Genomic DNA, 14,240 nt, shown 5'->3' with positions numbered 1-14,240 from the left:
TCCGATGCAAATTTGTTGTATCCCTTGTACTATGTTTTGTTATCAGTTTATGTGCGTTGGCGCAACAAAACGCCGACTTTTCTGCTTCCGCCACCAGCGATTGTGAATCGCTCATCACCAGTTTCACCGACCTGTCTACCGGTAACCCCACCGCCTGGCTGTGGGACTTCGGGAATGGAACTACTTCTACCAAAAAAAATCCCGGCGCCACCTATGTAAAAACAGGAAAATATACTGTATCGCTAAAAGTAACCTTCGGAGATGGCAGTACGAAAACAGCCGTTAAAACAAACTATATCGCAGTAAGGGCAAAGCCGTCAGTAAACTTCAGTGTGTCTTCCGGCAAAGGATGCGCACCGTTTACGACTACGTTCACGGATAAATCCACAGCGGAAGGTACCCTGCAAAACTTCAGCTGGGATTTTGGCGACGGCGAAGTTTTACAGAACGGCAGCGGCGTAGTTGATCACATTTACAGCAAACCAGGAATTTACAGTGTAGTACTTAGTGTAACTGACAGCTATGGCTGCACGAATTTCAAAGTACTGGATAAGGCAGTAGATGTAGCCCCTGCTATAAATGCTGATTTTACTGTAACAGAAAAAACCTTGTGCAGTGGTCCGGCCGATGTGTTCTTTAAAAACACTTCTACAGGTCCGGGGACCCTTTCGTATAAATGGGAATTTGATGATGGTGGCAGCAGTACTCAAAAAGATCCCGCCAAACATACTTTCAACAAAGGGCAGCACAGCATTAAGCTCACGGTTACCAATGAAAGAGGATGCAGTGATACAAAAGAAGTAAACGATATCAACGTCGCCAACTATGGTACCGACATTATTGTTCCGGCGCTTATGTGTTCTAACGAATATGCCACCTTTAATGCCAGTTTTAGCGGGGTTACTCCAAACAGCACCTTATGGGAATTTAATGGACAAAACGCTTACGGCAACTTCGACAACGCCACCTATATGCCCTATGGCAGTGCCGGCACTATTACGGTACGGCTAACCGCCAACTATGGAAGCTGTAAAGAAGTAGTAGAGAAAAAAGCGGTTATTAATCCCGCTCCCACAGGGAATCTGCTGATAGAAAGTCCTCCGACCTGCACGGTACCGGCTACCGTCAAATTCAAAGACAATTTAACCGGCGCCAGCAGCTGGAAATGGGATTTTGGGGACGGACAAAGTTCCACCGAACAAAACCCTTCTCATATTTACCAGGCAGAAGGCGCTTACCAAATTGTGTTGACCGGCACCAGCAGCAACGGTTGCGCTATGAACAGCTACAGTGCGGTGACGGTTTATACTACAAAAATATCTGCCATCGCCTATAATGACAGTGGTTGCGAAGGCATGTCGTCCGGCTTTACCGCCATTGGCAACTATAATGATCCCATTACAAAATATGAATGGGATTTTGGGGATGGCAGCCCGGTGTCCCATGAAGCCACACCAAACCACATTTTTAAAAAATCCGGCATCTTCGAAACATATCTCCAATATACCACCACGGCAGGCTGTACAGGCAGAATAAAAGTTTATAACGACGTCAGGGTATTTAAAAAACCAGTGGTAGATTTCAGTTCTCCCAATGCACCTATCGTTTGTGGGAATTCTATGGTTACCTTTAACGACAAATCTGATGTTGCCGATGCCTGGTTCTGGGAATTTGGAGACGGCGCAGGAGATGGCCATAAAAGCACTCAACATGAATACAGTGAACCCGGTGCATATGATGTAACACTTACCGTATGGAACGGCGGTTGCCCTGCTACGCTTACCAAAAAGGCATACATCACTACTGTTGATCCCTTCCCGCGGTTTACGATAGACGATGTGGATTGTGCGAACCGGAATGTAATCACCGTGACCGATGGTTCTCTGGGCGCCACCGGCTGGAAATGGGAATGGGGCGACGGGCAGGATACTGCTTATACGGTGAGCAGCAATAAGATCTCACATTATTACCAAAAAACCGGCACCTATATTATTAAACTTACTACAACAGCGGGCAATTGCACCACTTTTAAAGAAGTAATGGCGCGTATATATACTAAATCCCCGATTGAAATCACTACTGATAAAACCATATTGTGCGCCGGTGAGGCGCTGACCACCACCATTACTAAAGCTGATCCTTCCTATTATGATGTAGCTGGTTACTACTGGCAATTAAACGATCTTAGCAATTTTCACAATAATTCTTCCCAGTCGTTTGGTTATTACATCATGGAACCCGGTAAATATCGCGTAAGGGTAATTGGTATCAATGATCTCGGCTGTGTAGACACCAGTAATTCGATTGATGTAAACGTACGCGGCGCTGTTGCAGATTATAATTTCCCCGTTCCCTATTCCTGCCGCGGCACCGAAATGAGCTTTACTGATAATTCAAATGTCAGTAACAGCAGTGGAATTGTAAAATGGGAATGGGACTTCAGGGACGGAAGCACTCCGCAGACGTTTACAACCCCTCCCTTCAAACATACCTATAACAAATCCGGCTATTACCAGCCCTCCGTTACTATTACGGATAAAGAAGGTTGCAGGAATACATTTGATGGCAGGTATATCCAGGTGAATGGCCCCATAGCCGATTTTGAAGCAGATAACTATATAGTAAAACCCGGTACAGACGTATTTTTCCGCAACACCTCGAGTGAAGTGGGTGGCAATATCTCTATGGTAACATGGAATTTTGGAGACAATAATACTTCCAATGCCATGCAGGATGTAACCCATAATTATCCCAATAAAGGAACATATCCTGTAACTATAAAAGTAAATGACAATAACGGCTGTACGGACGAGGTAACCAAAAATATCAAAGTGGCATCTGTTGCCGCAAGTTTTGTTTACACATCAGAATTTGTAAACGGCGGAAAATGCGCTCCTATGATATTCCGTTTTAGTAACCGGTCCCTCAACTATCTGAACAGCTCCTGGGATTTTGGTGATGGCGGTACCTCTAATCAAAGTGATCCCGTACATACCTACACAGAATCCGGCCATTATACCGTAAAATTAAAGGTATACGGAGAAGCCGGCACTGAAGATGAATACAGCGAGATAGTGATCGTTACCGGGCCGTACGCTACCATCGCTACCAGTGCCGACGGCGGTTGCCTGGAAAAAGAGATCACCTTTACCATCAAGCCGGAAAATGCAACGACCTTCAGCTGGGACTTTACGGATGGTAACGTTGAACAAACCACGTCGCTCGAAATAAAACATCATTTCACCGAACCTGGCATTTATAAACCACGGCTATTACTGAAAGATGATGCCGGTTGTAAAGGCAGCGCCTTCCTGGATCACCCGGTGGTAATAGATCAGCTGGATATTAAGCTGAATCCTTCTCCCGCAAAAATATGCGATGCAGGAACGCTTACTTTTGCGCCTGCGTTTAATAGCTATTCTGCAGATGAACTAGGTATTACACCTGCTTATACCTGGACCTATGATGCCGCACTTACTCCAACGGATATCAATACTACCACACCGGTGTTTCACCTGGACAAAACCGGCGAATACATCTTCGGCATGACGGCCACCACTAAATACGGCTGCACACAAACCGTAACGGTACCGGTAAACGTATACCCGAAGCCGTTAGCTGCCATCAGCGCGCCCGATAAAGCGTGCAAGGACGTGCCGGTTACCTTCAGTGGCAGCGTTACCAAAACGAATGACGTTACCTGGAGCTGGGATTTGGGTAATAATACCACCAGTGATGTGCAGCAACCAGCGGCCTTGTCTTATTCGCAGCCCGGCCTGGTGCAGGTAAAGCTCACCGTTACCAGCAAAGACGGCTGCACGGACGAAAAAATACATCCACTGAATATTTTACCCTTACCGGACGTCAATGCCAGCGCCCCCGCAGATTTTATTTGTCTTGGTAACACCACTGTATTACACGCCGCCGGCGGCGGCACCTATGAATGGACCCCTGCCACCGGGCTAAACGATCCCACCATCGCTACCCCTACGGCCGCACCATTGGCAACCACCGCCTACCAGGTAAAGGTAACCGACAACAACGGCTGTATCAATAACGATGAAGTAGTAATACGCGTAGTACAGCCCTTTAAGATACAGGCAACGCCTGATACTGTTTTATGTCTCGGTGATAAATTGCCGCTACAGGTATCGGGCACGGATTATTATACGTGGACCGGCACCGGAATCGACAAGCCCTCCTCCCCTGCGCCTGTAGCCACGCTCAACGCCACAGGGCAATACGTGTATGAGGTAACCGGGTTCGACAAAGACAATTGTTTCTCCGATAAAGCTTCCCTTACCGTAAAAGTAAATCCTGCCCCAACCGTAAATGCTGGCGTAGACCGTGAAATTATGGCGGGCATCCCTGTATACCTGGCGGCCCACGCCAGCAATGATGTAATCCGCTGGCGCTGGACACCTGCGGAATTCCTGGATTGCGCTACCTGTACACGGGTGCAGGCACTGCCTGATTTCACGACAAAATACCGGGTAGAAGTAGAAAACGTATATGGCTGCAAAGCTGCCGACGAAGTAGTGCTGCACATTCTCTGCAACCAGGGCGCCGTTTTTATGCCAAACGCCTTCACCCCCAATCATGATGGCAGAAATGAACGCATCTATCCAAAAGGAAAAGGTGTAAAAGAAATTGAGTGGCTGCGCATCTACGACCGCTGGGGTACCCTTGTATTTGAGAACACCCACTTCGCTATCAACTCGCCTTCCTCCGGCTGGGACGGCCGTAGCGGCAACAAGGAAGCGCCAATGGGCACTTATATTTACTCCATGCAAACCGTGTGCGAAGGCGGCGAGAAATTCGAGTTTAAAGGGAGTATTACGCTGATTAAATAACGCGGATTTTGTCTTTCTCGCTGATTACGCTGATTATACTGATTACTTTGATTTTTACTTTTGGATTTTTAGATTAATAATATTTAAGGGAGATAAAAGCGAATATCCGCTTCTATCTCCCTTAATCCTTTATAAAATCCAAAAGTAAAAATCAAAGTAATCAGTATAATCAGCGTAATCAGCGAGAAAGACAAAATTCGCGTTAATTTGCAAAAGAATAGTTGAACATGACGAACGACGCCATCACACAACACCGGCTGGAATTAAGCAGGGACGGATATACGGTGATTCCCGGTATATTTTCGGAAAGTGCCATCGGGGAAATGATTGCTTTGATCGACAGCGTGGATCCTACCGGTCCTCTATTCCGGAAAACCAACGATCTCTTTGCCATCCGTTGTTTTTTGCAGGAGGTTCCTGCCATCACCCCGCTGATATTTACACCAGGTATCAGGCAAATTATCAGGGAGCTGTTTGGCGAACAGCATGTGCCTGTTAAATCCATTTATTTTGATAAGCCCGGGCAATCCAACTGGTTTGTTGCCTGGCACCAGGACCTCACTATTTCCGTAACAGAGAAGCTCTCCGTAGCCGGCTACGGCCCCTGGACCGTGAAACCCGGCCAATTCGCAGTACAGCCGCCAACAGACATCCTGGAAAGCATCTATACCCTCCGCATTCACCTCGACGATACAGATGAACAGAACGGCGCATTAAAAGTACTGCCAGGCTCACACGCCAAAGGTGTTTACCGGGCAGACAGTATTAACCTGAACGAAACACCGGATGTTAGCTGCCGCGTAAACAAAGGCAGCGTGATGATCATGCGGCCTTTACTGATGCATGCCTCCGGACGCAGCAGCAACGGTCGTAACCGCCGTGTAATCCACATCGAATTCAGCAACCGGCAACTGGCGGGTGGCCTCGAATGGGCAGAGGCTCAGAGCGGATTTTGTCTTGGCTCAGGATTACGCTGATTATACTGATTAGCTGGATTTTTACTTTTGGATTTTTTCCTGATTTTTAGATTTTCTTAATAATAATTAAGGGAGATAAAAGCGAATATCCGCTGCTATCTCCCTTAATCCTTTATAAAATCCAAAAGTAAAAATCAAAGTAATCAGTATAATCAGCGAGAAAGACAAACTCCGCTTAATACCCCGCGTTCTGCTTCAACGTAGCCGTACCGTTTTTAACACTGAGATCGATCTGGCGTTGTGGAATAGGGAACCGCACGTTTTTGCTGGTGAAGCTGCCGTTCACGATGTCGGTGGTGATATTTTTTTCGTAACTGAAATAGCGGTTCAGTTCTGTTTGTGCGATGCCCCAGCGCACCAGGTCAAAGTAGCGGTGCCCTTCCATTGCCAGTTCCAGCTTACGTTCAAACTGGATGGCTTTGATGGCCCATGCTTTGCCGTTGGCGGTAAAGGCGCCGGCAGGATAAGCTTTGATGTTGTATTTCGCAGCGGGCGTGTTGGTATATCCGTCCATCGGGTGTGATGGATTCAGGTATGTTTTTACCCAGCCAACAGGATTTGCAGCGCGCGTGCGAACAGTGTTGACATGATCCTGTGCGGTAGCCAGGCTTCCGGCCTGTGCCTGGCATTCGGCTGCCATGAGTAACACATCGGCGAAGCGGATCAGCACATAGTTGATGGCGTTGCCGGGCGCCCAGCCATTACCATCATAAAATTTATCCTGGGTAGCCTGCATGTACACGTTTTTGATGGCGGCATAAGGACCTGCGGATTGCTGGTCGCGCACCCAATTCATACCAGGATGATTGCCCCAGTCGAGAAAAGGAATACCGCGGCGGCCAACGGTCCAGTCGAGACGAGGGTCCAGGTTACCTGCATCCGGTGTAAAAGCGGCGCTGCTGGCTAGTCCCATGTCGTTCTTCACAGGATGGCTGTTAAAGTCGTCGATGTAGGGCAGCCCATTGGCGTCGGTGCGATAGGAGTTCACCAGGTCTTGTGAAGGCTGGTAGAAACCACAGCAGCTGAAAGGTCCGTTGTAAGGATAGTTCAGCATTTCGCCCTGGTTAGCGTTGCCGGTGCCGCCGGAACCATCGTTGGCGCTGTATTGAATGGAGAACACTGCTTCACTGTTATTCTCTGTAAAAGCATCAAAATTATCATGGAACTTTGTAGTGAGGGCGTAAGGAGTTCCTTTGGCGGTAACGCCGTGCGCAATCACATCTTCAAAAATGGGCATGGCTTCCGCATATTTCTTTTCATAGAGCAATGTTTTAGCCAGGTAGGCTTTGGCGGCCCAGCTGTTAGCGCGACCTATTACATCCTGTATTTCATTAAGATTTTCAGCTGCATATTTAAAATCCGCTTCAATCATCGGCCAAACGTCTTTGTCGTTCGGTATTTTATATTCATCTACATCGAGCTTGTTATAGCTGTTGGAATTTTCATCTACCCAGGGAACATTATCAAACATCTTTTTCAGGTCGGAATAAAAATGACCGCGAAGGAACCGGGCTTCCGCTGCCAGTTCTTTCTTTTCATCTTCCGTCATATCTGTAACATTTGGCAGGATGTGCAATACAAAGTTACAGCGGCGCACGCCTTCATAATTTACGCGCCATTTATCATTGAAGAAGCCGTTGGTAGCATTCCCCACGAAAGTGCCGATTTGCAAAATAGCGGCAGCATCACCGGGATCGCTGCCTTTATGGGCATCCCCACCGCATACGCTGCCATAGATCCAGTTATCGGGAGATACGGCAAAACCGCTGCCACCGGAGATATTCACCATATCGCCATCTTTAAAATCCTGCCCGTCCAATGCACCATAGGCGCCAATGAGCAGCGTATTTACACCCTTTTTATTGGTGAGGGAAGATTCTTCGAGGGAAGATTGCGGGGTGCGTTCGAGAAAACTCTTGCTGCAACCGGAGATGAAGGGAGTTGCAATGGCCGCACTCAATAGTATATGATATAATGATTTCATGATCCTACTTTTTTAAATGAGCAATTGTTAGAAACCCAGGTTGATGCCAATGAGGAACTGCCGCTGGTTGGGGTATGCGCCTTCGTCTACCCCAAAGTCGGTGATATCGGAACCCCCGATTTCAGGATCCAGTCCGGAGTATTTTGTAATGGTGAATACATTGGCAGCCTGTATATAAACACGCAGTTTTTCTACGTGTATACCCGACAGCAGTTTAGTGGGCAGGGTATATCCGAGCTGCATATTTTTGGCCCGGAGATAAGCGCCGTTTTCCACCATATAGGAATTGGGAACGCCTTGTGTGCTGGTAGATCCGTCCACTTCCTGGATAGGCGCTGTTGCGTTGTGGTGATCGGGTCTCCAGGAATCATACAAGGCTGTTTTGCTTTTGGCGCTTTCAAAGGATGGATAGAAATCGCGCCACCAGCGTACATTATTCCAGATCTGGTTGCCGTGTGTACCAAAGAGGAAGATGCTGAAATCAAATCCTTTGTAAGTTACGCCCAGGTTGATGCCGTAAGAGAAGTCGGGGTTAGGGTTACCGAGGAAGGTACGGTCGTCTGGTGTGATGATACCATCGCCGTTCACATCCTGGTAGCGGAAGCGTCCGAGCCCTTCGCCTTCCTGGTAAATGGCGTCTGTGCTGTTGGTTACTTTCTTTGCCTGTTCATCTGCTGCTGCAATTTCAGATTCTTCATTCCAGAAACCGATCACTTTATATCCAAAGAAAGAAGAAACCGGTTGGCCTACTGCATTGCGGATGATGTTGCTGCCATCGAAGCGGCGACCGTCGCTATCGAAGTAGTCTACGCCGTCGGCAATTTTCACAATTTTATTTTTATAGGTAGTGAGTGTACCGCTGATGTTCAGCTGCAGATCTTTGTTGATATTTTTATGCCAGCCGATGGAGAAGTCGAATCCTTCATTTTTCATGCGGGCAATATTTACAAACGGCTGGGCGCCTGTGCCGGCAAGTCCGGGCAATTCAGGGTTGTAGAGCAGGTCTTTGATATCTTTGCGGTAGTAGTCGGCAGAGAAATCTAATTGTCCGTTAAAGAGACTGGCATCGATACCGATGTTTGCATTCACATCGCTTTCCCATTTGGCGTCGGGGTTACCGATTTGTGTGCCTGCAAAGCCGGCATTGAGACCATTGTTAACGCCGGCCAGGTCGTAATAGGAAGAGTTGCGGTTCCCACCGTAGAGGAAGTAGCCATTGTTAACGCTGAGGTTGAGCTGGTTGCCCATGATTCCCCATCCGCCGCGGATCTTCAGGTCGGTGATCCAGCTGATCTTCTTCATAAATTCTTCCTGGGAAATACGCCATCCTGCGGTAATAGCGGGGAAGGTGCCGTAATGGTCGTTTACAAATTTGGAGGAACCATCACGGCGGATGGTAGCGCTTAAAAGATACCGGTCGTTAAATGAATAATCCACGCGGCCCAGGATAGAAAACAGTCCTTCTGATGCCCGGTTGCTGTAGTTGGTTTGTGTGCCGGTGCCGGTGCTCAGGTCCGGGAAGTAATCATCGAAAGTAAAATAATCTTTCGTAGTACCGCCTACTGCGCGGTTGCGGCTATCAAAAGATTCCGTGCCGGCAATTATTTTCAGGTCGTGTTTATTAAACGTCTGGTGATAGGTAAGGGTATTGGTCCAGGTCCAGCTATGCGCGTTCACAGATCCTTCTGTGTAGGAATTGCTGGTGGAATTTTCTTTGTTCTCATATTGCGGGAACAGGAAAGAGTGCGACCAGCCGGAGGCTACTTCTCCGCCGAAGCTGGTGCGGAAGGTCAGGTACCTGAGGAAGTCCACTTCTCCATATACATTCCCGAACAAACGGGTATTGAGACCTTTATTATTCCGGGTACGATACTGCGTCGCTACCGGGTTAAAAGCGTCTCCCAGTGCGTCGCCGGAGGAACCGGCAAAGTTGCCTTTGATATCATATACCGGTATAATGCTTTGTTCGCGCATAGCATGACCAATAGCGGCATCCGACGTATTGATATCTACCGAAGGATTTTCTGACATGGAAAAAGCGAGGTTCTCTCCCACCCTGATACCGGGTGTGATATTATACTGGGTGTTGGAGCGTACCGTATATCTTCTCAGGTAGGTGTTCATTAAAGTTCCCTGCTGATTAAAATAATTAAGGGAGAAGAGATAGTTCCCTTTATCGCCGCCGCCGCTCACTGCTACATTGTGGCTGGTGATGGGCGCCGGGCGGAAGATCTCACGGTACCAGTTGGTACCTGCTTTGTTGGCCTTTGAAATCTGGTAAAAGCTGTTATAATCGTCCAGGTCAGTATAGTTTGGATTTACATAATAGAGAGATGGGTCAACGGAGGGATCTCCTTCCATTGCGCCCGATGGCAGGATGTAATCCGGGATAACGGGTTTTGTACCGTTGCCATAGAGTTCTGTTCCGGGATCTAATCCGGAATTTTTGTAGGCCAACCACCGTAGGTCGGCCTGTTCCTGGGGGTTGAGGGTATTCCATACGTTACCTTTCTTTGGATATTGCCGGCCATAGTAGCCGTCGTATGCCACCTTTACCTTGCCGGAACCGCGGCGGGTGGTGATGATGATCACGCCGTTAGAGGCACGGGAACCATAAATGGAAGCAGCGCCGGCATCTTTTAATACCTGCAGGCTGGCTACGTCGTTGGGGTTGAGGTCTGCGATATCTGTGGTAGGCACGCCGTCCACCACATAAAGCGGGGAATTGGCGCCGAAGGTATTCACACCACGGATACGGATCTGCGGGGATTCGCCAGGCTGACCGGAGCCTATAACGGTGACGCCTGATGCCTGTCCTTGCAACTGTTCTGTTACCTGGCCGGAAGGTTGCTTTTTCAGGTTATCGATGTTCACTACCGCCACGGAGCCTGTCAGATCTTTCTTTTTCTGCGTGGTGTAACCGGTGACCACTATTTCGTTCAATGCGCTGGAACCCTCTTTCATGGTAACATTGATGAGTGATCTACCGCTAACGGGTATACGTTGTGCTTCGTACCCGATGAAAGTGATATCCAGTTCATCACTGCTTCTTCCCGGGGCGGAAATGGTATAAGAGCCATCGGCATTGGAAACGGTACCGATGCTGGTGCCCGCAATGCGAACCGTTACACCAGCCACGGGATTTCCTTTTTCATCCCTTACCACGCCCTTTACCGGGTGTTGTTGCTGTATGCCGGCGGGTTCTGCAGGAGCAGGAACAATGGCTTTTTCTGTGACCATGTAAAAGTGTTCCCGTACCTTTTCGAAGTGGAGATTAAAGGGCGACAACGCCTTGCCCAGGGCTTCTTCTGCCGACTGACAGGCAGCTACCGACAATTGTATCTTTTTGTTTTTAACCAGGTTGCTTTTGTAGGCGATGGATACGCTGAAATGTTCTTCGATGAGGTGGAGAACTGTTTTCAGGGATGATTCATCTGGTTGTGCTTCCGCACTGTTACCGGTTGCGGGGGGAACCGGCTGATTGCCGGCATCAGCCAATTCCTGAGCTGATACCGTTTGGGACAGGAAATACAGGGCCAATGCTTGCATCAGCAAAACACGTAAACCTTTTTTCATCTTGAACAGGTTTTAACGATTAAGAATAAGACATCTATAAAATTGAGCGGCGAATGTTACGGTTTATGGATCCAGACTTCGTCGCCTCTTTGGTTGAATTGCATACGGAAAACCTTACCCAGCTGTGTCATCATAGTATCGGCGTTATAAACGATAGGCATTGAGCCCGATACTTTATAGTTTAATAGTTGTGTGTCGCGAACGATCAGTTTTTTACCAAACACCTGTTCCATGAAGATGGCTGCATCTGCCAGCGTAAAATCATCCATGATTAACCTGCCGGTGTGCCAGGAGGTGTAGTGTATAGCATCTACACTTTTTTTGGTATAGTCGCCGTCCTGTTTGTTGTACCGGAGCATTTCCCCCGGCTGCAGGTACAGCGCTGCGGCTTTTCCCTTACTGGTTTCGCCTATATTGAGCAGGATACTTCCCTGCTGCAGCACTACTACTATTTCTTTACCGGTGCTGTTTACATTAAACTGTGTTCCCAGTACTTCCACGTCGAGGTTATCGTAGGTATGCACAATAAACTGCTGTTTGGAGGCGGTATGTTTTACATGAAAAAAGGCTTCTCCATCGAGCCATACCTCGCGCTGCCCGTTTCCGGCAACAGCATACAGCAGGCGGGAGTCGGCGTTCAGCGTAACTTCCGAGCTATCCGGCAACATCAGGTGCCTGGTTTCTCCCAGCCGGGTATAGGTGCTGAGGATGGCCGGTTGCTGTACTGCAGGCTTCCACCACCACCAGGCTGCAGTGAGCAGGATACCGAGTATTACGGCTGCTGCATATTTACCCACATTCCTCCAGACAGACGGATGTATTGGGATGGTTGTTTCTTCTTCCTCCTCTTCCAGTCCATTCAGCACGGCATCCCACAGTTGTTCCTTGTCCGGTGCGGACAGGGAATAGTCGCGGAAGCGGATGCTTTGCACGAGTTGCCTGGCGTCGCTGATGACCGATTCTTTTTCCGGGTGTTGCCTGAGCCATGATTCCCAGAATACATTCCTTTGCTCCGGGTGTAGTACCCATTGCTGAAAGTCCTCGTCCATCGCAAACTCCCGGGCCGTGTATGATAAATAGTTACTGGCTGCCAAGAGAACGTGCTTTTACCTAAAGAGCAGGTTAAGCTCAAAATCTCATCACTTTTTTAAAAAATATTTTTTATTTGCCCAAAAACAGCAACAGGAGCGGTAGCGGGAGGTTCTTTTTGAGGATACCGATGGCTTTGGAGATGGTATTATATACAGAATCTACCTGCATGGACATGATATCGGCGACTTCAGTATAGCTCAGGTTCTGGAAAAAGCGGAGATAGATCGCTTCGCGCTGGCGCCGTGAGAGGTTGCTGAGGGCTTCCTGGAGGAGGCGCTTTTGTTCTTCTATGGTTTCGTGCTGGATTAACTGGTTTTCGAGCGGCAGGGTGTATTCAAATTCAAAGGCTTCCCATGATTCGCGGTGCTGGTAGCGGCGGTCTTTACGCAATGCGCGGAGCAGCCGTCTTCTCAGGCTGCTGATCAGGTAATACCGGACATTCCCGATATTGGCAGTCAGGTGTTCCCTGCTGATCCAGAGATCCTGGAACAGGTCCTGCAAGCAGTCTTTCACCCTTTCCTTATCCTGGCAGAAATGCATGCCATAATGAAAGAGGTCATCGATGTGTGCATCGTATATTCCGGCGAAAGCGTGGCGGTCACCCTGTAGAAAGAGTCCCCAAAGTGAGGAATGGGAAGCCACCACGTGCAGCCCCGATCTGAAGGCTTTCCCTGTATTCATACTATTCTGGTTGATCTGCTAAAGCTTGTTAATTATTCTGACACTTGCAAATATTTTTTGGTACAGGATATGTCTGGTAGTATATAACATTAAAACTGAACGATATGAAAAACCTCACTTATTTGTTACTGTCATGCCTGGTACTTTTACTCAGCAGTTGTGAAGTTATAGGCGGAATATTCAAAGCAGGCGTGTGGACCGGCATATTAGCCGTAGCAGTGGTGGTGGGCCTGATCATTTTCTTAATAAGCCGCGGCGGCAAGCGGGGCTAAAGCTTTCTAAATGCAGCCTTGTAACAGTGTTACAAGGCTGTGTTGTTATCATGGGTGTTTATCGTAGTGATGGTTGTTAAAGGTAACCATGTGGTTGTTAAAGGGTATTTATTACGCTTCAGCGATTTTTTTCCTGCTCCTGCTTCAACATCGCTTCCAGCAATTCAATACGCTTCCTTTCTGTGGCCAGGAGTTGATCGTATAAAGCCACTATTTTTTCAATGGGATTAAACTGGTAATTGATCACGGTATTATTCTGGTCATACACATTGTTGATGATCACGTCTTCCCGGAAATTACGGATTACATCCGGCGATACTTCCAGGGCGGAAGCCACTCTCTCCAACCGTTCATCATCCATCGACTCACAATTCTCCATTTTAGATAACGCCTGTTGTGTAACGCCTAACCGACGCGCCAGATCAGCCTGCTTAATGCCCCGGATTTCCCGGAGACGGGCAATTTTCTGACCAATATTCATAGTAAAAAAAGTTTTGCTTTCTAAAAGTACGTCAAACAATCAAATAATAGCTGATCCGGTACTTTTTTCAAACACTTTATATACAATAAGTTAGCAGGACTGGCAATCGAACCATTTGTAAAACACAACTATACAGGTTGTATTTTACAACCTGCAAAACTTGCATTAAGCGCAATATTATGGAATCTTTGTTTTGGTGCTGCAACAGTTCCTATATGCTTAAAACAGCACCTGCCCACAACCAGATGATAAACATTCCCCTATTTGTGATCCACGTATGAAGCAATGTTTGTTAAGGGGAAAAGAATAATGACCAAGACAAAG

At 47.8% G+C, this 14,240-nt stretch carries 8 protein-coding genes; 3 read left to right on the top strand and 5 right to left on the bottom strand.

Annotated features, from left to right (window positions below; all coding sequences use genetic code 11):
- Positions 1–56: 56 nt before the first annotated feature.
- Together QFZ51_RS16155 and QFZ51_RS16150 are read left to right on the top strand one after the other, a co-directional pair.
- Positions 57–4,853 (top strand): PKD domain-containing protein, encoded by a 4,797-nt coding sequence (locus QFZ51_RS16155; RefSeq protein ID WP_429047173.1) that lies wholly within the window; start codon positions 57–59, stop codon positions 4,851–4,853.
- Positions 4,854–5,080: 227 nt separating this feature from the next.
- Positions 5,081–5,830, top strand: coding sequence for a phytanoyl-CoA dioxygenase family protein (locus tag QFZ51_RS16150; protein ID WP_429047171.1), 750 nt, complete (start codon positions 5,081–5,083; stop codon positions 5,828–5,830).
- A gap of 175 nt (positions 5,831–6,005) precedes the next feature.
- On the opposite strand, the gene QFZ51_RS16145 is transcribed toward QFZ51_RS16150, so the two are convergent.
- From QFZ51_RS16145 to QFZ51_RS16130, 4 genes are all read right to left on the bottom strand, one after another.
- A complete protein-coding gene (locus QFZ51_RS16145) occupies positions 6,006–7,814 on the bottom strand; it encodes a RagB/SusD family nutrient uptake outer membrane protein (RefSeq protein ID WP_429047170.1) in 1,809 nt (602 codons plus the stop codon).
- 27 nt (positions 7,815–7,841) lie between these two features.
- Positions 7,842–11,390, bottom strand: a complete 3,549-nt coding sequence (locus QFZ51_RS16140) for a SusC/RagA family TonB-linked outer membrane protein (RefSeq protein ID WP_429047169.1) — start codon at positions 11,388–11,390, stop codon at positions 7,842–7,844.
- 56 nt (positions 11,391–11,446) lie between these two features.
- A complete protein-coding gene (locus QFZ51_RS16135; RefSeq protein WP_429047168.1) occupies positions 11,447–12,484 on the bottom strand; it encodes a FecR domain-containing protein in 1,038 nt (345 codons plus the stop codon).
- Between the two features lie 67 nt (positions 12,485–12,551).
- Complete coding sequence (locus tag QFZ51_RS16130; RefSeq protein ID WP_429047167.1) at positions 12,552–13,163, bottom strand: RNA polymerase sigma factor; 612 nt, start codon at positions 13,161–13,163, stop codon at positions 12,552–12,554.
- Positions 13,164–13,267: 104 nt separating this feature from the next.
- Between QFZ51_RS16130 and QFZ51_RS16125 the strand changes: the two genes are divergently transcribed.
- Positions 13,268–13,435, top strand: a complete 168-nt coding sequence (locus tag QFZ51_RS16125) for a phosphatidate cytidylyltransferase (RefSeq protein ID WP_079467765.1) — start codon at positions 13,268–13,270, stop codon at positions 13,433–13,435.
- A 118-nt stretch (positions 13,436–13,553) separates the two neighbouring features.
- Here QFZ51_RS16125 and QFZ51_RS16120 read toward each other — a convergent pair whose 3' ends face one another.
- The gene (locus QFZ51_RS16120; RefSeq protein ID WP_370913021.1) at positions 13,554–13,916 is read right to left on the bottom strand and encodes a helix-turn-helix domain-containing protein; all 363 of its coding nucleotides are present in this window, start codon (positions 13,914–13,916) and stop codon (positions 13,554–13,556) included.
- Positions 13,917–14,240: the final 324 nt, after the last annotated feature.

Origin of the sequence: Chitinophaga sp. W3I9, from assembly GCF_050434025.1 — a bacterium.
Classification (GTDB): domain Bacteria; phylum Bacteroidota; class Bacteroidia; order Chitinophagales; family Chitinophagaceae; genus Chitinophaga.
This window is presented reverse-complemented; position numbering and strand designations above follow the sequence as displayed.

Coding starts and splice junctions, on each gene's coding strand:
- QFZ51_RS16150 (WP_429047171.1), top strand. CDS start 5,081: ATGACGAACGACGCCATCACACAACACCGGCTGGAATTAAGCAGGGAC.
- QFZ51_RS16130 (WP_429047167.1), bottom strand. CDS start 13,163: ATGAATACAGGGAAAGCCTTCAGATCGGGGCTGCACGTGGTGGCTTCC.
- QFZ51_RS16125 (WP_079467765.1), top strand. CDS start 13,268: ATGAAAAACCTCACTTATTTGTTACTGTCATGCCTGGTACTTTTACTC.
- QFZ51_RS16140 (WP_429047169.1), bottom strand. CDS start 11,390: ATGAAAAAAGGTTTACGTGTTTTGCTGATGCAAGCATTGGCCCTGTAT.
- QFZ51_RS16145 (WP_429047170.1), bottom strand. CDS start 7,814: ATGAAATCATTATATCATATACTATTGAGTGCGGCCATTGCAACTCCC.
- QFZ51_RS16120 (WP_370913021.1), bottom strand. CDS start 13,916: ATGAATATTGGTCAGAAAATTGCCCGTCTCCGGGAAATCCGGGGCATT.